The organism is Hydrogenispora ethanolica, assembly GCF_004340685.1.
GTDB classification, from domain to species: Bacteria; Bacillota; UBA4882; order UBA8346; family UBA8346; genus Hydrogenispora; species Hydrogenispora ethanolica.
Window position 1 is genome coordinate 91,283 of sequence record NZ_SLUN01000011.1, and the last position, 17,658, is coordinate 108,940.

Annotated in this window: 19 protein-coding genes; 6 read left to right on the forward strand and 13 right to left on the reverse strand. The window is 49.0% G+C overall.

Translation table 11 applies throughout. The features are described 5' to 3' along the window. Complete coding sequence (locus EDC14_RS10680; protein ID WP_132014279.1) at positions 1–792, forward strand: FkbM family methyltransferase; 792 nt, start codon at positions 1–3, stop codon at positions 790–792. A 16-nt stretch (positions 793–808) separates the two neighbouring features. Here EDC14_RS10680 and EDC14_RS10685 read toward each other — a convergent pair whose 3' ends face one another. The 3 genes from EDC14_RS10685 to EDC14_RS10695 all read right to left on the reverse strand — a co-directional run bounded on the left by EDC14_RS10685 (position 809) and on the right by EDC14_RS10695 (position 3,474). Then, positions 809–1,534, reverse strand: coding sequence for a sugar phosphate nucleotidyltransferase (locus tag EDC14_RS10685; protein WP_132014280.1), 726 nt, complete (start codon positions 1,532–1,534; stop codon positions 809–811). 277 nt (positions 1,535–1,811) lie between these two features. Further along, positions 1,812–2,417 (reverse strand): hypothetical protein, encoded by a 606-nt coding sequence (locus EDC14_RS10690; RefSeq protein ID WP_132014281.1) that lies wholly within the window; start codon positions 2,415–2,417, stop codon positions 1,812–1,814. 16 nt (positions 2,418–2,433) lie between these two features. Beyond that, complete coding sequence (locus tag EDC14_RS10695) at positions 2,434–3,474, reverse strand: glycosyltransferase family 1 protein (RefSeq protein WP_132014282.1); 1,041 nt, start codon at positions 3,472–3,474, stop codon at positions 2,434–2,436. Positions 3,475–3,944: 470 nt separating this feature from the next. Between EDC14_RS10695 and EDC14_RS10700 the strand changes: the two genes are divergently transcribed. The 3 genes from EDC14_RS10700 to EDC14_RS10710 all read left to right on the forward strand — a co-directional run bounded on the left by EDC14_RS10700 (position 3,945) and on the right by EDC14_RS10710 (position 7,938). Next, positions 3,945–4,952, forward strand: a complete 1,008-nt coding sequence (locus tag EDC14_RS10700) for a glycosyltransferase (protein WP_132014283.1) — start codon at positions 3,945–3,947, stop codon at positions 4,950–4,952. 12 nt (positions 4,953–4,964) lie between these two features. Then, complete coding sequence (locus EDC14_RS10705; protein ID WP_132014284.1) at positions 4,965–6,380, forward strand: glycosyltransferase family protein; 1,416 nt, start codon at positions 4,965–4,967, stop codon at positions 6,378–6,380. Between the two features lie 154 nt (positions 6,381–6,534). Next, entirely contained in the window at positions 6,535–7,938 is a 1,404-nt protein-coding gene (locus EDC14_RS10710; RefSeq protein ID WP_132014285.1) for a CDP-glycerol glycerophosphotransferase family protein, read from the forward strand. 446 nt (positions 7,939–8,384) lie between these two features. Here the strand turns inward: EDC14_RS10710 and EDC14_RS10715 are convergent, their stop codons facing one another. Further along, positions 8,385–8,771, reverse strand: coding sequence for a hypothetical protein (locus EDC14_RS10715; protein WP_132014286.1), 387 nt, complete (start codon positions 8,769–8,771; stop codon positions 8,385–8,387). A 263-nt stretch (positions 8,772–9,034) separates the two neighbouring features. Between EDC14_RS10715 and EDC14_RS10720 the strand changes: the two genes are divergently transcribed. Continuing rightward, on the forward strand, positions 9,035–9,214 hold the full coding sequence (locus EDC14_RS10720; RefSeq protein ID WP_132014287.1) for a hypothetical protein: 180 nt from the start codon (positions 9,035–9,037) through the stop codon (positions 9,212–9,214). A gap of 260 nt (positions 9,215–9,474) precedes the next feature. Here EDC14_RS10720 and EDC14_RS10725 read toward each other — a convergent pair whose 3' ends face one another. After that, the gene (locus EDC14_RS10725; protein ID WP_132014288.1) at positions 9,475–9,669 is read right to left on the reverse strand and encodes an aspartyl-phosphate phosphatase Spo0E family protein; all 195 of its coding nucleotides are present in this window, start codon (positions 9,667–9,669) and stop codon (positions 9,475–9,477) included. A 196-nt stretch (positions 9,670–9,865) separates the two neighbouring features. Here EDC14_RS10725 and EDC14_RS10730 point away from each other — a divergent pair, with 196 nt between their 5' ends. Beyond that, a complete protein-coding gene (locus EDC14_RS10730; protein WP_165907939.1) occupies positions 9,866–10,546 on the forward strand; it encodes an acylneuraminate cytidylyltransferase family protein in 681 nt (226 codons plus the stop codon). An 82-nt stretch (positions 10,547–10,628) separates the two neighbouring features. On the opposite strand, the gene EDC14_RS10735 is transcribed toward EDC14_RS10730, so the two are convergent. The 8 genes from EDC14_RS10735 to EDC14_RS10770 form a co-directional block, all read right to left on the reverse strand. Then, positions 10,629–11,453, reverse strand: coding sequence for an SDR family oxidoreductase (locus tag EDC14_RS10735; protein ID WP_132014290.1), 825 nt, complete (start codon positions 11,451–11,453; stop codon positions 10,629–10,631). Between the two features lie 257 nt (positions 11,454–11,710). Next, the gene (locus tag EDC14_RS10740) at positions 11,711–12,484 is read right to left on the reverse strand and encodes an SDR family NAD(P)-dependent oxidoreductase (protein WP_132014291.1); all 774 of its coding nucleotides are present in this window, start codon (positions 12,482–12,484) and stop codon (positions 11,711–11,713) included. Positions 12,485–12,490: 6 nt separating this feature from the next. After that, on the reverse strand, positions 12,491–13,327 hold the full coding sequence (locus EDC14_RS10745) for a hypothetical protein (protein ID WP_132014292.1): 837 nt from the start codon (positions 13,325–13,327) through the stop codon (positions 12,491–12,493). 34 nt (positions 13,328–13,361) lie between these two features. Further along, positions 13,362–13,799 carry a VOC family protein gene (locus tag EDC14_RS10750; RefSeq protein WP_132014293.1) on the reverse strand — a complete coding sequence of 146 codons (438 nt, stop codon included), beginning with the start codon at positions 13,797–13,799 and terminating at the stop codon, positions 13,362–13,364. Beyond that, the gene (locus EDC14_RS10755) at positions 13,796–15,181 is read right to left on the reverse strand and encodes an aspartate aminotransferase family protein (protein WP_132014294.1); all 1,386 of its coding nucleotides are present in this window, start codon (positions 15,179–15,181) and stop codon (positions 13,796–13,798) included. Before EDC14_RS10755 ends, EDC14_RS10750 begins: the two co-directional genes overlap by 4 nt. Beyond that, positions 15,182–15,931, reverse strand: coding sequence for an acylneuraminate cytidylyltransferase family protein (locus EDC14_RS10760; protein ID WP_132014295.1), 750 nt, complete (start codon positions 15,929–15,931; stop codon positions 15,182–15,184). After that, positions 15,928–16,797 carry a sugar phosphate isomerase/epimerase family protein gene (locus EDC14_RS10765; protein WP_243662890.1) on the reverse strand — a complete coding sequence of 290 codons (870 nt, stop codon included), beginning with the start codon at positions 16,795–16,797 and terminating at the stop codon, positions 15,928–15,930. Before EDC14_RS10765 ends, EDC14_RS10760 begins: the two co-directional genes overlap by 4 nt. Beyond that, positions 16,790–17,647, reverse strand: coding sequence for a class I SAM-dependent methyltransferase (locus EDC14_RS10770; RefSeq protein ID WP_132014296.1), 858 nt, complete (start codon positions 17,645–17,647; stop codon positions 16,790–16,792). The genes EDC14_RS10765 and EDC14_RS10770 overlap by 8 nt, the downstream gene beginning before the upstream one ends. Positions 17,648–17,658 lie beyond the last annotated feature (11 nt).

A 17,658-nucleotide genomic window follows, 5' to 3' on the forward strand; every position in this document is an offset into this window, starting at 1 on the left:
ATGTATGGAATTTATATCGGAAATAACCGGTTCTTGATTGAGACCTCGTTAGGGGAGCGTCTGTTAGCACCCGCTGACGACTTGAGTGTCTCGCTGAACCTGATGCTGACAGGCGTTCATGAAGCGCCGTTAACCAAGTATCTGCTCCGCAATGTCCGGGCCGGCCAGACTGTCATCGACGTCGGCGCCAATATCGGCTATTTTACCGTTTTACTCGGAATACTAGCCGGTCCAACGGGACAGGTGATCGCTTACGAACCCCATCCTCATTTGTACTCGATTTTATTGGATAATTTGGCCATCAACTATCTCCACGACCGGACTCACGTTTTCCAAAAGGCCGTTTATTCCGAGGAGAAGGAGCTTACTTTGCATATTGCCAAACGCTTTGCCGGCAACAGCTCTATCCACCGCCACGGATCCGATTATTTCCGGCACTATCCGGATGAAATCATAGAACTCCATGTGGCTGCGGAGCCGCTCTCCCGGCACCTCGAAACTCATCCCTTCATCGACCTCATCAAAATCGATATCGAAGGCGGCGAATACCATGCGTTACTCGGCTTAGGTCCAATTTTAGAAAAAAAGGCCGTGGCCCAAGTCGTCTTTGAGCTTAACCGCTCCATGCTTCGGCATGATTGGCCTTTCCTTCTGGAATTACTGCACCATTATGAAGATCGTTTTCAGTTATCTTTTCACTCGTTATCCGAGGGCGGAGAGAGCATCCCGGTCGAACTGGATGGATTATTGCAATCCGGTTCCAATCCGGCGGTCGTTATGAAGCCGTCCTAGCCGGTTTCCTGCCGTATTACCAGAGGTTCAACGTTAAGTTTTTGGTATATTGATGGGCGAGTTCCAATGAATGAAAGGTTCCGGCATCGATCCACCAGCCGTCCAGTATCTCATGGGTCAGGTTGCCTTGTTGTAGATAAGCCCGATTCACGTCGGTGATCTCCAATTCACCCCGCCCCGAAGGTTTGAGCTGCTTTATAATGGAAAACACTTGCGAATCGTAAAAATAAATTCCGGTCACGCACAGACGCGACTTGGGAAATTGCGGTTTCTCCTCAATCCCAATTACCTTTCCGTCTTGAAGCTCGGCGATTCCATAGCCCTGCGGATCATCCACCTCTTTTAGAAGGATCTTCATTCCCGATGGCTGTTGGAGAAATTTCTCCAAATACGGCCGGAGATCCGCTTCAAACAGGTTATCTCCCAGGATGACCGTCAACCGCTCTCCGGCGGCGAACTCTTCCGCCAACAATAATGCCGCGGCAATGCCTCCGGCTTCTTCTTGTACTTGGTACGTAAATTTTATGCCCCATTCCGCTCCGCTGCCGAGCAGTTCGATCACTTGTCCGATATAGTTCCGGCTGGTCACCACCATAATCTGCGAAATGCCGGCTTGCTTGAGCCGCTCAATCGGGTAACAAATCATTGGGTACCTGCCGACCGGTAAAAGATGCTTGTTGGTATACCGAGTCAACGGAAGCAAACGGCTTCCGGTTCCACCAGCCAGTATAACACCCTTCACGGTTCAATCCCCCTTTTAACCGTCGGACCTCTGCCACGTTGGGTTAGGTTTCGCGGTGATGGATTATGGTATGCGCTTGCCCGCGGCGATGGGATTAGGTTGATGGCATTTATCAGCTGTCATAATATCACGTTAGAGAATTCTCCGCCGTTTGCCGGCTTCCTCCAGTTCCGCACGATATCCTCTGTACTCAATTCCTATCCTAGATTCTATCATTCCATCAAATAAAAGGACTGGCATTGATTCCAGTCCTTTTATTGATAGCCCGGTTGGGTGATTATGCGGCAGGTGAAAACACTTGGATGGTATCAGCCAACACTAAGGTTATGGTCACCGCAGTGATTGCCAACGTACTAGGATCTTCTTCCACAGTGATGATCTGGTTTACAATGGCCAGATTACCGCTTATCGTCACATTGGGCGGGAAAGTCCCGGGTATGGTCTGTAAGAAAACGAAGGGAACCGTTACCGTATCCGTATGCGGCAAGCCATCGATTCCCGTGTATTGGATGGTAGCTACCACATCTCCAGATACCCGGACGATAATGGAAGAAATCCCGACAATTTCAAAACGCACATTACTCAAAGTCACATTGACGACATTCAGAGCAGTTGCTGATATTGTCAGAGTGACAGTAGTCGTTAAGGTCTCCTGGAAAGTGGCACTAGTCAACAGTACCGGCTGCGCCGGAGCAACGGGAATTGTAACACAACGGCGTTGTAACCGAGCGAGCACGCTTCGGGTGATCTGGTCGTTAAAACGCTGGATGGAAGTACTATATTCGCAGACAAACGGCAGACAGCACGATATGGGACCTGACCCCGCCGGGGCGGGAAGGCTGCTGAGTCCGCTGCCTCGGGAGCATCGTGAACTGGTAGCCATTTTATTACACCTCTCCTCATACATGAAATAACTCTTGAATCAGACTTAACCATTGGTTGGCAATGATTGTCGGATGGTTACGTTCTAACAGTTGGGCTCGGGCATTCTCTAGCATTTTTCGTCGGTGCGGACTGGCGAGGGAGCGCATGATGGTTCTGTACCATTCCTGAGGATCGTCGCCGCATAGCCAGCCATTGACACCCTGCCGGATCGTATTCCGGTACGGTGCGACGTCGGCGTATATTCCGACTACTCCGGCAGCGGACAGATCGCGAAATTTACTGTCGCTTTTGGCTTGGTTGAAGGAACTCGGCCGGAGCGGCGCTAGTCCCAGCGTCCACCCGGAACTAGCCAGTTCGGTCAGAAACTTTTGATAATCGGTGATGGGCCCTTGGACTTTCGCATGACGTAACTTTTCCCAACGGTCAGGATGGCAACCGATAAATTGAAACTCCACCTTCGGCCCCAACGTTTCCTCCACTTTTAGCAGTGCCGGGAAGATCCGGTTGAGATCGCTCCGGTGATGCCGGGTTCCGAAGTAACCGACCCGGTATGGCGGCGTCACTCTTTCGGGTTGCAACGGTAGCAGATTGATTGCATAAGGCTGATAAATCGCTCGATAACCGCGCCGTAACAGCCGTCGGGCCAATTCGGGAGAACCCGCTTTAATCAGATCGCTCTCATCCAGCAAAAGCTCAATGACGCGGGGACGACAGCTTTGAGAATAACGGCGGCCCCACTCTTCATCGAGCGGCGGTTCGAGCAGATTATCATCCAGTTCGTAAAGGACTTTAATTCCGTGATGCCTGGCAAACCGAACCACCGACAAGGTGGCGCTGTTGGAACAGCGGCAGAGTATCAAACAATCGACACCCGCCAGATCGGATCTTTGGAGATGCGCTTCAAAGACCAACCGCCATTCGAGCTTTTCTTGGGAAAGCGTGGCGAAAGGAATCGAATACGCCATCTGGGTCAGTACGCCATCTTCCGGTGTAGCAATGAGGATGGACGGACGATTCACTTGACGCGAAAACATCGGATTAGCCAATTCGGACATTCATCATTACCGCCAATTGCCTTTATGCTGATATATAGTATTCGCTAGGAATGAGGGTGCTGCCGGGATAAACGCATGATAACCGTCACAAACCCGCTTCTTTTGGCACAGAAATTATCCAAGGCGGCTTTTCCAAAATTAAGGTCCGATCTGTTGACGGTAAAAGGGTACAGTTCCATAGCGCAACCCCAGTTCAGCGCCAATCGAAAAAAGAATAACCAGCGTTCCGGGTTTGACACGAAAAAAGGTGTTGCCTAATATTTTATACTATTAAGTTGCTATGAGCTTCTTCTCTTTCCCGCCACGGCAAAGTCTGGAGAATATTCCAGTGATATAGCATTTTGATAAAGCGTAAACGGCTTTGTTCACGAAAAGCGCGGTGAGGCGTTCGCGCTTTTCACTCCAAACCCGTCAACGCTTTGGCAAAATGTTGTATTCCTTTTTAATAAAACACTGTCAGAGGTTAACGGATGCTGAATATACTTTGCATTGTGCAAACACCGGTTCCATCCACGGAAATTTCGATAATCCGGCCATTTACCTATTTGCAAAATGAGAAAGCCATCTCCTGGCAGTTAGTGAAAGAAAACGGTTTTTCAGCGAACATGCTTCAACAGGTCGACGTGGCGGTTTTTCACCGTAATTGCCACCCGAATGGCCTACGCGTATTAAATGCGGTCAAAACCGCCCGGATTCCCGTTATTTATGAAATAGACGACAATTTTTTCGACCTTCCGGAGGAACTCCCCATCGGACAGTATATGCGAAATCCTTATATCATGAAAACCATTGAACAATTTTTACAGACCGCGAATGTCGTCAAAGTCGGTTCTCCCGAACTAATACCGTTGATTTCCAAGTACAATCGGAAGACCTTATATCAACCCTACGCCGTGGATCTAAACATCATCGACAGCCTACCCAAGCCCAAGAATCCGCATTTCACGATCGGCTACGCCGGTACGATCCACCACAACCAGGACTTCCGTTTTATCATCAATCCCATTCAGCGACTGGCAAAGGAATATCCCCATATCCACTGGGACTTTATCGGTTGTCTTCCCGAAGGGTTGAAAAAACTCGCCAATGTCAATTTCACGCCGTTCATTCCAAATTACACCGCTTTTTTGCAGGACCTTTACAAACGGAATTGGCAGATCGCATTGTGTCCGCTATTGGATTTACCCCATAACCGTTGCAAAACCGATAATAAGTTGCGCGAATACGGAGCTTGCCAGATCGCTGGAGTCTACTCCAATATCCCGCCCTACTCCACCAATGTTCAGCCTGACAAAACAGGGATCTTAGCGGCCAATGCGGAGCAGGAATGGTATGAGGCTATCAAAAACCTAATCCACAATGACCAACTTCGTTCGAAAATTGCCGTGCAAGCCAGGCAATGGGTGGAAACGCAACGTTCATTACCGGTGGTTGCCAAAGAATGGATCAAACTTTTTGAGCTTGTACTCACAAAATAAGAGGGTATTTGCATGAACGAACAAACGGCTTTTGACGGCGCGCTATTGCGTCGCTTTTATGACAGTTTTCGGACCATTACCTACCATCGTGTACCGGTCTTCCGCTACCTTCACTACTCATTCCTTTTTTTTGCGAGAAATCGTTGGAAACTTAATTGGGCGAAAGATAATTTGCCCGGCTTGAAGTCGGAAATGGCCCAAATAACCGATACTGCACTCTACCATCAGTTTGATGAACCCTATCAGTACGATCCGCACCCCGATGGAGTTATTTTAATGCGGGGAGGATTTGGCGATATTGCTTCGTCGCATTTGCCGAAAGAGCGTTTTGTACTATTGAGCCCGAACCAGGCAGAGGTAGATGTGATCCACCGTAACCGTCCGGATCTGGCCGCTTTGAATATTGAATCTTATTACCGGCCCAATCCCCGCGCGGTAGAGTTGCTGAATCAACAGATTGCCAAGGTAATACAGAAACAACAGAACGATCCAATTTTTGGAAGCGCCGATTTACTGCGGTGGTTGTACGGGAAAACACCGGAAATCGTCCGCGTTTTCGATGCGGTTCATTCGATTTTTGAAACGTTGAATATCGGGGCAGTATTGACTATCTCCTCGATTGTCTGGATGGATTGCGCTCTCAATTTGTTTGCCAAAGCCAACCGCATCCCGTCGTTCACCCTGCAACACGGGTTAATCGTCGAACGTGATCTTTTTTGCCATATTCCGATCGGGGCTACGCAAAAAATGGTCTGGGGCAATGCGGTGGCACAATGGTATCAGAAATTGGGGTTCCCCGCATCGCGCCTCTCCGTCATTGGTTCGCCGCGCTTTGATGTTATTTTCAATAGAAAATGGTGCGGCAAACAGGAACTCTGCCAAAAGCTCGGCATCAATCCAACGCAAAAAATCATGGTCTATGCCACCGGCACCGAAATGAAAACCATTGTACCACTGATTGTGAATGGCCTTCGGTCCATTCCCGGTCTCTACCTGGTGATGTTATTGCATCCGGCCGAAAGCGCGCTAGTCCCCCAGTATGAACAATTAGCTGCCGGCTACTCCAACTGTAAAGTGGTTCGATTCGGGCAGATTAGCCTCTATGACGCCCTTAGCGGTGCCGACTTCTTTATTACCCATTGTTCGACCGCCGGCTTGGAAGCAATGCTCTTTCAGCTTCCGGTCATCACGGTGGAACCGTTGTCATCCTACTTTTCGTATGGAGAGCTTGGCGCCTCATTACGCGTCACCACCTCCGCCGAACTCAACGAGACCATCTTGAAGCTGATGAATGATGCAGACTTTCGAAAAAATGCCATCCAGCGCTATCAGCAGTTCATTGCCCAGTATTGTATACCCGACGGTGATGCATCCAAACGACTCTTTGACCAGTTAAAAATGGTCTGCCGCAGCGGAGGCGTTGTCTAAAAGCGTTGTGATTCACCCTGTCCGAAGGCCAGGGTGAACACAAAAGCTCAGAGAAGCAAGGGATAAAGTCGTTTTGAAATCCTCTTGCCAGTCGAATCGATTGGAAAGAGACTTTATCCCATGGCTTCTAAAAACTTCTCATAAGGGGTTGCCGATGAAAGCAAAAAACTCTTTTTACTGCGTTACATTACGCCGTTTTTTTGAGGCCTTTCAAGGGGTTACGTACCACCGCGTGCCGATCTGTCATTATGTTTATCGCCATTTTATGAGTTTTATTGGGGAAAGCCGCTTACAAACATATCTTCCATACGTCCAGGACGAGATGAGAAAGATAGTTAACTCCCAAATCTATTCATGGCTAGATGGGCCCTATCCATATGATCCGCACCCTGAGGGCGTCATCGTAATGCGAGGCGGGTTTGGCGACAATGCTTCACTCTATCTGCCCCACGACCGTTTTTTTCTAATCAGTCCAAACCAGGCTGAAGTCGATCTTATCAAACTCAATCGCCCGGACCTGATCTCCCATAATATCCAAAATAATTATTCCGATAATCCCACAGCGGTTTCACGACTCAATCGTCAAATCGCGAAAGTAATTCAGAATCATAAGGACGATCCTCTATTCGGAAGCCTTGATTTACTGCATTGGTTCGAAAAAGTCATTCCCGACCTGGTCCGGGTCTTTGATGCCGTTCATTCGCTCTTCGCCAGGCTCAATGTCGCGGCGGTTCTGACTATCTCCTCCACCTACTCGATGGATGGTGCGCTAAATCTAATTGCCCGGTCCCACCGCATTCCCTCATTCACCGTGCAACACGGTTTGATTGCTGAAAACGATCTCTTCTCCCATATCCCAATTTTGGCTACCAAAAAGTTGGTCTGGGGGGAATCGTTCAAAAAATGGTATCAACAATTCGGTTTTCCCGAGTCACGAGTGGGCGTCATCGGTTCGCCACGGTTTGATATTGTTTTCAATCATCAGTGGTGCGGTCCGGAGAAACTACGCCGGATGTTGGGGATTAGCCCAACCTTAAAGGTAGTGGTGTACGCTACGCAGATCTTTCGATACGCCCAAACAGTAACCCCGATTGTGCTGGAAGGGTTGCGTTCCATACCGAATCTATTCCTCGTGATCATGCTACACCCCGGGGAAAATCCCTTGCCCCACGAACAATTGGCCGCTGGATATCCCAATTGCAAAGTGGTTCGTTTCGGTCATATCAGTCTTTATGACGCGCTCAGCGGAGCCGACATCTTCATCACCTATTACTCGACGGCGGCCCTGGAGGCTATGTTCTTCAAACTCCCCGTCATTACAGTCGAACCCATTCGGCCTACTTTTTCTTTTGGAGCTTTGGGCGCCTCCTTGAAAGTAACCGAGGCCCCGCAATTACAGCAAGTGGTTCAACGCCTGCTTGGCGATGAAAGCTATCGAACCAATGCGGTGAATCAGTACCAGAAGTTCCTGGCTGAATTTTGTATTCCCGATGGCTCAGCATCCAAACGTCTCTTCGCCGAAATAGAGAGACTCTGCCATCAAGGAGGGATTGCCTAAAACTCCTTCGGAATTTCCATTGCTAAATCCCTTTTCCATCCTGATGACGCAGGATATAGTGATCGCTTCGCAGCAAAATTCGCCCAAACCTTCCATCTCTTAAAAGCGTTGTGATAAACCCCGTCCGAAAGGTCGGGGTATTCACAAAAGCTCAGAAAAGCAAGTGATAAAGTCGTTTATAAACCTTTTTGCCTTCTGATTTCCGATTCAAAAGACTTTATCACATGGCTTTTAAAATTGTCTAAAATACAAAAAAGCCCGATGACCGAAGGTCACCAGGCTTTTTCGACCCTTGCCCCGTCCGACCAACCGGCCTTGGGATAGAACGTTTACTTTCTGTCGCCATTCATTGTCTGAGATGAACACAAGGGGTAAAAAATAAACGCCTCTGTTTTTCTTCTCCGGCAATCCGTCAAAGGCATCCGTCCGGGTCCAATGGTCAGTGATTAAAGCCTTTGGTCGGTGATACCGAATTCGCGCCAGGTGGATTTGGGGAAGATCCGTTTCACTTGGGCGCGGGCATCCGAATAAGTCCGTTGAATCTGGCTGAGTTTGGCCCGGATCTCCTCGGTCTTCTCCATCATCCGGGCTTTGCAGGCCAACCGCGCGTTGTGGGCGTCGACCAGCGCCTGATAAGCGGCGCTGAATTGGGTAATAAACGCCGCATCAATGCCCCGTTTCTCCAACGGCTCGGCATGGGCTTGAATCCCGGCGATCAATTCGGCAATCCGGGCCAGTTTGGCGTCGAGCGAGCGGGACGGGCCGGTTTTTCTCGTTGGATCCGGCGTTGAATCCATGGTTGAAGGGGTCCGTTCGTTTACCTCTTGTGACATGTTCATTGCCTCCTGTAAATAGAATGGGTAGCATGAACCCTTCCGGAAGGTTGCATCATGGCTATATTATACCGCAGACGTTATTTTTAGTCAATGGATTTTGTTGATTTTTTGGAATAATTTTTGAAGCTGACAGCTGGGAGATTGGGATATGGCGGGATTATTTCGTCCTGACTTTATGCAGTTTTAGCTGCACTTCTCCGGCTTATCCACAACCAAAACCATTTACTCCGTCAAACGGAACCGTTTATCCACAAAAACAGATGGCTTATTCACAAAAAGAGCTTGCTGAACGACTGAGCAAGCTCTCCCATTCACAAAACAAGCTCGCTTATCCACAAAACGAGCTTGCTGAGCGATTGAGAGAGCTCACTTATTCACAAAACGAGCTTGCTGATTCACAAAACAAGCTCTCTCATCCACAAAAAGAGCTTGTTGAATGACTGAGAGAGCTCTCTTATTCACAAAACGAGCTTGCTGAGCGACTGAAAGAGCTCTCTCAGTCACCAAAGAGATCCGTGATTCACAAAACGTTTTCTTTCAGCTCCTCAACCTGATCACGTATCCACAAAACGATGCGAAAAGAAAAGAAAGCCCACCCATTTGAGCTCTCTGCAATCACGCGGCGATAGCAGCTTTGAAACTTTCACCTCTTTGAACGGCCCAGGTCAAAAGCCGCCGGGATTCCCGGTTCCATGGACTTTCAGCGCCGGCCTTTTTCCGCGACCCGCCGTTGATATTCATTCAGTAAGTGATCCCATTCAATGCTGGCGTTTAAGACTTCCCGATCGGTATAACCTTTTTCATTCCACAGCTGCTGCATCCGGTTACGGAGAAGCTCGATCTGTTCATAGAGCATTCGTAAAGAAACAAAATCTTGACCAACTGGCCTCTGCATCAATACCTCAATTCATGGTGATAACCGCATTTTTCCGTGTTTTTGCTTTATATAAGGCTTGGGTTATCGATTCTCCATGACATAAATATATTTATGCCTAATTATACATTTACCGTCAAGTAAAAATCCGTACGAACTGCCTCCAGGTGTAGCGTGAAAGATAAGATTTGTGGCGATGGCCAGAATGGAGGTTATCATGAATTCTTCCACAACGCTATTGGCGATCATTCCGGCTCGGTCCGGCTCCAAGCGGATCCCCGGCAAGAATATTCGGTTGCTGGCGGGGAAGCCGTTGATCGTTTACAGTATCGAATGCGCCTTGAGGAGCCCGAGTGTGGCTCGGGTGATTGTATCGACCGATTCGCCGGAGATCCGGGAACTCTCTCAAAAAGCCGGGGCCGACGCTCCGTTCTTGCGCCCCAAAGAATTGGCAGGCGATGAAACACCGACCGTCGAGGTAGTTCGCCACACACTAAATTATCTCCAAGCCGCCGAGGGGATTCATTACGATTATTTCGTGCTGCTCCAACCCACTTCTCCTCTCCGGACAGCGATTGACCTGGAGACCGCCTTTCAATTGCTCCGCACAGCTTCGGCGGACAGTGTCGTCAGCGTCAACCGAAATCCCATATTCTCCTCCCATTTAGTGACGGAAGAGAATGGTTTCATCAATCCAGCGCGCGGCTTCTACAGCCATGAAGCTGCCTTATTTAGGTTAAACGGAGCGATTTATATTTCTCGTACGCAAACCGTCCTGGAGAGCGGGCAGTTGCTGGGGGAAAAAATAATTTCCTATCGCATGCCCGATCTCCGGTCAGTGGATATTGACACGGAAGACGATCTGCGGCTGGCGGAATTACTACTTGGCGTATTATGAGGAACAGACTCGGGATCTTTGTAGATAGTGGGCCACACAACCGTGAGGCCGGTACATGGGAAATACTGATTTTACCGATGGTTCACCAAACGCTACGGCCGCCATCCACTACGATAACCGCCCCGGTAACATAGGAAGATGCTTCCGAAGCCAGAAACAGCACCGCCCCCTTCAGTTCATCGGGCTGTGCCATTCGCGCCATGGGAATCAAAGTCTGGATCCGCGTCAAGAATTCTTGACCCTGACCACTGTATACCCCGCCCGGGCACAGAGCGTTGCAGCGGACGCCGTATTCCGCCCAGTAAGTGGCCAAATACCGGGTAAGCCCGATCAGTCCGGTTTTGACTACTGAATAGGTCACCGGTTTAACGCTCTGTTGCGAGTCCGGCAGACCCTCTTTTTCATACAGGTGCTGGTTGGGAGCGATAATCCCGAGATCGGAAGAGATATTGATGATATTGCCTCTTCCGGCCGTGGCCATGGCCTGCCCGAAATATTTACAGCATAGAAAAGAACCGGTTAAACCTACCGCGATATCATCAAGCCATAATTCCAACGGAAAATTTTCCAAACGCGAAGTATTCAAAAGTTGATTGGAATCGTCCACTTTGGGATTATTGGCCGCGTTATTAATCAAAATATCGATACGCTCAAAACGGTCCATGATCTGACGATAAACATCCCGTACCTGATCTTCCCGAGTAATATCCGCCACAAAACTGGCGGCTGGCATCGCATATTGGGATGCCAGATTCTTTAGCGCGGCATCCAATTGGGCCGGGTTAAGATCAATTAATACCGGTGTGCCACCGTATTCGGCAATGACTTCAGCGTGCTTCTGCCCCAAAAAGCCAGCCCCGCCGGTGATCACCGCTACTTTGCCGGATAAATCAAACAGCTCTCGCATAATGTTCCACCCGATTCCTACAGCATTTTGCGAAAGCGTTGGCGGGTTTGGAACGAAAAGCGCGAACGCTTCACCGCACTTTTCGAGAACAAAGCCGTTTACGCTTTCACAAAATGCTATATCGATTAAAAGCCATGTGATAAAGTCTCTTTCACTTCGATTCGACCTGCAAAAGGATATTAAAACCGACTTTATCACTTGCTTCTCTGAGCTTTTGTGTTCACCCTGGCCTTCGGACAGGGTTTATCACAACGCTTTTATATGCCTACCGTTTGCCCACCGTCGATAACCAAACAAGCGCCCGTGGTGAAGGAAGAACGTTCCGACGCCAAAAAAACAGCCGCCACAGCGATCTCTTCCGGCCGGCCAAAACGTTGGAGCGGCACGTTCATTTGCAACATCGTTTGGACCCGTTCCGGATCGGCTTTAACTTTTCCGGCCCAACTCCCGCCTTGGAAATAAATATTACCTGGCGCAATGCAATTGACCCGGACGCCCATACCGCCTACCTTGCGCGCCAGATTCTTGGCAAAGGCGATTAGCGCGCTCTTGGCTGCCGCATAGTCTACCGGTGCCCCAAAGGCTTCCAGCCCGGCTATTGACGCGATGAAAAGAATATTCCCCCGCGTTGTTTGGAGCAATGGGAAGAATTCCCGGACCGTATCCACTGCTGAATCGAAGTTCACTCGAACCACCCGCTTAAAATGGGCTGCGGGTGGAAGCGGCTCAGCCACGCTTTCGCCGCTTCCTACATTGACCACCAGAATATCCAGGCCGCTCCAGGAGGTAACGATTTTATTTTTCAAGCCTAGAATCGAGTCGCTGTCGGTAAAATCACATGCCAAAGCCAGTAACTCGCTGCCAATATAAGCCTGGGACAGATTCCGATGCAATCGATCGAGATCCGACTGATGGCGACTGGTCAAAACAACCCGGGCGCCTTCGGCCAGGAATTCTTTTGCGATCGCCAAACCAATTCCCCGCGACGATCCGGTAACCAATACCCGTTTTTGATGCAATAGCAATTCCATTCCGTATCACGCTTTCGCGGTACTACTACTTTGTTTTTTTGCGAGGATAACATATTCGCCTTGTTCCAACGGAATATCACAATTATCCCCGGAAAAGACCCGACCCGTAAAACCGGCTTTTGCTAGAATGCTTAGCATTGTTTCTGGAGTATAATTGCGCAAAACATTGATGAAGTGGGAGCGCTCCGTGGAGTTTCGTTTGATAAAGGTTTTATTCCAGATGATATCCTTTTGGTCATTCAAGGAAAATTGAACCAAAACCAATTCCCAAGGGTCATATTCGGGAAACCTTTCCCACCAATGATATACTCCGTTTTGAAGACGGATCATTTCCAGAATATTCCTAAAATCCATTAATTGCAAAAGTAAGAAACCATCCTCCCTGAGCGACTGAGTTATCCACTGCACTAAAGAAGCTTCGGCATGGGGAGCAACAGGCGCAATCAGTTGGAAGACCAGATCAACCCCGATAATCAAATCGTACTGTTGCAAATGGGCAGCATTCAGAATATTGTCATTGATATTGATGACATGCTCACTATGAACCCATTCTCGAAATTTTTCGGCAAACCGATGCCGGGATGCGCTGATCTCATAGCCAATCCCTTCTCTTAATAACCCCGCTTGTTCCAGGCGATATAACAATTTACTATTTCCCGAACCGATCTCGCATATCTTTCCTTGCCAGGAAGGTGCGACCGACACACAGTATTTTCGTAAAAATCTGACATACGGATCACAGGAAGCGAGTTTGGCCGAACAATAACTCCGGAAACTTTCGTCATTGAAATTTTGGAGTTCTTCAACCTGATTATAGGCGATTAAATTGACATGCCGACTCATTGCATCCTCTCCTTATTCAAGAGGATACCCGGACTCAGCAGTCCTCCACCAATTCAATGATATTCCCATCCGGGTCATGGCAGTATAATACTTTCGCTTTGCCATCCGGTGCTATTTGGGGTGGACTTTTACAAGGAACGCCCTTTTGGCAGAGGAGCTGATATAATCCGGTGATATCCTCGACTGTCAGGGCAATATGAGAGCAACCGAGCCGGTTGGCCGGTTGCAGCCCCGGGTTCCCTCCGGAATCAGGGTGCGAAACATACTGCAAAAGTTCCAGCACCGAACCATCCGGGGCTTTTAATTTGACCCACTCCAGAATCACTCCGGGGATTCCGACGACCCTTTCGATATAAGTCCCTCGCTCCTCGGCTCGTTTCCAAATGGTATAATTCAAAACTTCCTGATAAAAAGCCACCGCGCGCGCGAGGTCTCGCACCACCACGCCAGTATGGCGGTATCCTCCGATCATGGTTGCCCTTCCAAAGCTTCTTTAATCGCTTCATCCAGGACTTCCAACCCTTCCATTAGCGCTTCATCGCAAATGGTTAATGGTGGCCCCAGCTTGATAGACTCCCTTCCGGTGCAGACTACCAATAATCCTTTGCCCATGGCGATCTCTGCGATCCGGGAACAAAGTTCGGACAATGGATTGCCATCGGCATCATAAAACAGCAGGGCTGCCACCATTCCTTTACCCAATACATACCGGATCTGATCCGGGTACTTCGCTTGGATTGCCCTCAGCCGCTGCTGGAATAATTCGCCGCGCGGTATCGACCGCTCAATGATCCCATCTTCCAACAACGCCTGCAGATTGGCTTTACCAGCAGCGCAAACCATCGGGTTGGCGGAGTGAGTTGAACTCATGGAGCCAATCTCCGGTAAATCCATGATCTTCGCCCTTCCCAACACCAACGCCAGCGGCAGGCTCGATCCGGCACCCTTGCCGCAGCAGAGCAGGTCGGGCTCAACGCCATAGTGCATGTAACCGAAGAGTTTTCCGGTCCGGCCGAAGCCCGACTGCATTTCATCGAAAGCTACCAAAAGATGGTGTTGCCGGGCGAAGTCGACAAGTTCCTGGATATATTCGGCAGGATAAAAAATCGCTCCCCAACCTTGAAACGTTTCGATCATGAAACCGCATAAATCGGCATCGGCATCCAGTTTTTGATCCCGAAGCAATTCCTCCATACTGCGCCGGAAGTATTCTCGGGGATTCCGAACGGCATCTTCCCGCCACGGATAGGGGAATGGCAGATGATAAATGTTGGGGTCGAGGTAGCCGATCCATTCTTGCTGGGCAGTATTTCCTCCCATCATCTGGGCTCCCATGGTACGACCATGCCAGTTTCCCTCAAAACAGATCACGCCGGGTCGTTTCTTCCCTTTTTTCCATCCAGCCATCCGCATCAGTTTCAAGCCGGCTTCGGTAGCTTCCGTCCCGGCTGATACGAGAAAAGCTTTCTCAAATGGGGCGGGAGTATTTTCAATCAGGTATTGTAAGTACTCGGCCCGTTCTTTACTGGCGTATGTGTAGGTATGCAAAAGGGGTTTAGCCAAAACATCTCGCAATGATTGGAGAATCCGCGGGTTGCCGTGGCCAGCGTTAGTTACAAAGATCGTGCTGGTAAAGTCGATCCATTGATTGCCCCAGGCATCGGACACCAGAAAATCTTGCGCCCGCTCCCAAACTACCGGCAGCTGGCCGTGCATGGAAACCGATTCATACTTCTCCAAAGCGTACAATAGGTCGAGGCTTTCCGGCACGGGAATGGGAGTCACGATCCGCCGGAATTCTGTCTCAATCCTCGGCACATCTTTCGGTATCAAGCTAAATTTAAACCCGGACATTTAAACGAAGCCTCTTTTCGGATAATTTTCTTTCAAGTAGTCCCATAATACGCTGCCGTTTTTTTCAAGTTGATATTGTAATAATTCAAAATCGCTCACAGTATCGACTTCCGTGCAGTTCGGCGATACGAAGGCCAGCATTTTTTCTCCATGGAGCCGCCCGGAACTGAGGATTAAAGCCGGAATTACCACATCCACATATCCATCGGGGATGTATGCATCGGAAAAGGCTTGCCTGGGGTTATTCAGAACTTCATTGTCGATATTCCCGCCAAAACTGCGAAAATAGCCTAGTTCGTCCAGACGGAACCATTTCCAGGGAGATTCCGGAGCTAAATGCGCGGACCGTAGGGAACTGGCTTCCGGATGATTAAGCAATCGGTTAATGGCTGCTTCAATCACTTGCGGCTCCCGCAACGGAGTGGTCGGGCGCAAGTGTACCAAATAATCGGGGATTTTAGCTTCATGTTTTTGAAACCATTCGAGCGCGTGCCTCATAAATTCTAAATCGGCGGACTGGTCTCGGGCTAACTCCGCGGGACGCAGAAATGGCGTTTCCGCCCCATAGGATTGGGCGATTGCGGCAATCTCCGCCGAATCAGTGGAAACGACAACCCGCGTGATATCATTCGCTAATTTCGCAGCGGCAATGGAGAATGCGATCAGCGGATAGCCCCCCAACAACCGAATGTTCTTCCCTGGTACTCCTTTGGAGCCGCCCCGCGCCGGAATAATCGCCAGAATATTCATTGGACATCTTCCTTATGTTCAGGAATGCTTTTTTTCTGCTCTTCCCACTCGGTCAATCTCGGCCGAAGCCATGCCAATTGTCGACGAAAGACTTGGATACCCTCATCATCACGATAGGCCTGCATAATCAGAGGACCATCATATCCAACTTGTGCCAGCGCAGCAAAGAACGCTTGAAAATCCGCATCTCCCGTTCCTAGCGGAACCGAGCTTCCCCCTTTTGGACGATCCTTCAAGTGAATATCCGAAATCCGATCGCCATAGGCGGCCAATTCTTCTAAAGGATCATATCCCAAGGCAGCGCTGTTACCCGTATCATAGTTAACGGTAAAGATTTTCGAGTCCAAGGTCGCTAAAAACTCTCGAAAGGCTCTTGGGGGAAGATCAGTCTCCAACGCCAAGTTGATTCCTAAGTTTTCCGCCACATCTTTAGCAGGGCGGATATTTCTGAGAAAACTCAGCACGTCGGCTTCGTTTTTCAGTGAAGACTGGTCTACACAGGGAATGACGATATCCGTAACCCCGATCTTTTTAGCATTCCGCAAAAGTTTCTGCAGCATCTGACTGCTTTGAATCGCCAACTCCTGAACAGAATGATGGATGGGTGCTTCCATGAAATAATCGGCACAGATAGTTTTGACTTCTACTTTTGTCTGTTCGGAAACCGTTTGAATTGCTGTGAGCCCGGTTTCGTGAAGCAAAGGATTGGATTCGGCTTGCTCATGATCAAAGATGAATTCGATAAGCTCGAGGCCCAGTGTGTGGGCAATTTCGAACTCATCCTGCCAATAACCGACCGGATGAGCTTGATATCGTCCATGATATTTGGGGAGTAACCTTCCTTGCATCACACCGAGCTTATTCATCTTGATTCACCCCAAAACAAGCAAACAACGTATCACTGCACCCTATCAAACCCAGCTGTTTCTCATAGGCGGCATGCAATTCCGGACTGTCCAGGAAGCTCCATTGAATATGCCCTCCAGGCTTATTCTCCGCCAACCAATATAAGTGATTCGATAATGGGTATCTTTGAGTTTGCTTAATGTATTTTACCTGAAGACCAGCCTTTTTTCCCACAAGTTCCAGGGTATGAGTGGTAAACAAAAACAAGTGGCAGCTCCAATAAGTAAACTCTGAAAAAGCTTCATTCCGGTAAAACGTTAACAACGCATCATTGGCATTTGGAACTTCAATAATGATATAACCGCCTGGATTCAGCTTCATTGCTAATTCTTTCAAGGTACTTATGGGATCGGGCAAGTGTTCGAGGACGTGAAAGAGCGTAATCACGTCAAAGCATTGATTGGCTTCCCGAATATGGGGAAAAACTCGCAGTTGTGCTTGGTCGAAATAGGGTTTTAATCTCTTTTCCGGTTCCACTCCTATGACTGTTGCAGCCACCCGGCCGGCGCGAGAAAGAAATCCGCCGTTACCGCAGCCAACATCTAAAACCGACTTCTTCGTCATCAGCGATTGAAGTACGTCAAAACGACGTTGATCGTCAGCGGCCGTTTCCCGAAGCCAATCCTCTACAGTGGAATCAGCAGCATGCATTTGTGAATTCTCATAAAATCCTTCGCCGATATGATCGAAGGAAGAAAGAAAGACCAGGCCGCAAGTACGGCATTCCATGACTTGAAGATCTGGATTATCCCTCACACTGCCCGGTCTTTTAAAAAAAGACTGTTCCCCGCATAGATAGCACGGCTTCATAAAGCTTTAGT

Excerpts from the sequence above, each read along its gene's own strand:
- EDC14_RS10680 (WP_132014279.1), top strand. The coding sequence starts at position 1 with ATGTATGGAATTTATATCGGAAATAACCGGTTCTTGATTGAGACCTCG.
- EDC14_RS10690 (WP_132014281.1), bottom strand. The coding sequence starts at position 2,417 with ATGGCTACCAGTTCACGATGCTCCCGAGGCAGCGGACTCAGCAGCCTT.
- EDC14_RS10695 (WP_132014282.1), bottom strand. The coding sequence starts at position 3,474 with ATGTCCGAATTGGCTAATCCGATGTTTTCGCGTCAAGTGAATCGTCCG.
- EDC14_RS10700 (WP_132014283.1), top strand. The coding sequence starts at position 3,945 with ATGCTGAATATACTTTGCATTGTGCAAACACCGGTTCCATCCACGGAA.
- EDC14_RS10705 (WP_132014284.1), top strand. The coding sequence starts at position 4,965 with ATGAACGAACAAACGGCTTTTGACGGCGCGCTATTGCGTCGCTTTTAT.
- EDC14_RS10710 (WP_132014285.1), top strand. The coding sequence starts at position 6,535 with ATGAAAGCAAAAAACTCTTTTTACTGCGTTACATTACGCCGTTTTTTT.
- EDC14_RS10715 (WP_132014286.1), bottom strand. The coding sequence starts at position 8,771 with ATGTCACAAGAGGTAAACGAACGGACCCCTTCAACCATGGATTCAACG.
- EDC14_RS10720 (WP_132014287.1), top strand. The coding sequence starts at position 9,035 with ATGGCTTATTCACAAAAAGAGCTTGCTGAACGACTGAGCAAGCTCTCC.
- EDC14_RS10725 (WP_132014288.1), bottom strand. The coding sequence starts at position 9,669 with ATGCAGAGGCCAGTTGGTCAAGATTTTGTTTCTTTACGAATGCTCTAT.
- EDC14_RS10730 (WP_165907939.1), top strand. The coding sequence starts at position 9,866 with ATGAATTCTTCCACAACGCTATTGGCGATCATTCCGGCTCGGTCCGGC.
- EDC14_RS10735 (WP_132014290.1), bottom strand. The coding sequence starts at position 11,453 with ATGCGAGAGCTGTTTGATTTATCCGGCAAAGTAGCGGTGATCACCGGC.
- EDC14_RS10740 (WP_132014291.1), bottom strand. The coding sequence starts at position 12,484 with ATGGAATTGCTATTGCATCAAAAACGGGTATTGGTTACCGGATCGTCG.
- EDC14_RS10745 (WP_132014292.1), bottom strand. The coding sequence starts at position 13,327 with ATGAGTCGGCATGTCAATTTAATCGCCTATAATCAGGTTGAAGAACTC.
- EDC14_RS10750 (WP_132014293.1), bottom strand. The coding sequence starts at position 13,799 with ATGATCGGAGGATACCGCCATACTGGCGTGGTGGTGCGAGACCTCGCG.
- EDC14_RS10755 (WP_132014294.1), bottom strand. The coding sequence starts at position 15,181 with ATGTCCGGGTTTAAATTTAGCTTGATACCGAAAGATGTGCCGAGGATT.
- EDC14_RS10760 (WP_132014295.1), bottom strand. The coding sequence starts at position 15,931 with ATGAATATTCTGGCGATTATTCCGGCGCGGGGCGGCTCCAAAGGAGTA.
- EDC14_RS10765 (WP_243662890.1), bottom strand. The coding sequence starts at position 16,797 with ATGAATAAGCTCGGTGTGATGCAAGGAAGGTTACTCCCCAAATATCAT.
- EDC14_RS10770 (WP_132014296.1), bottom strand. The coding sequence starts at position 17,647 with ATGAAGCCGTGCTATCTATGCGGGGAACAGTCTTTTTTTAAAAGACCG.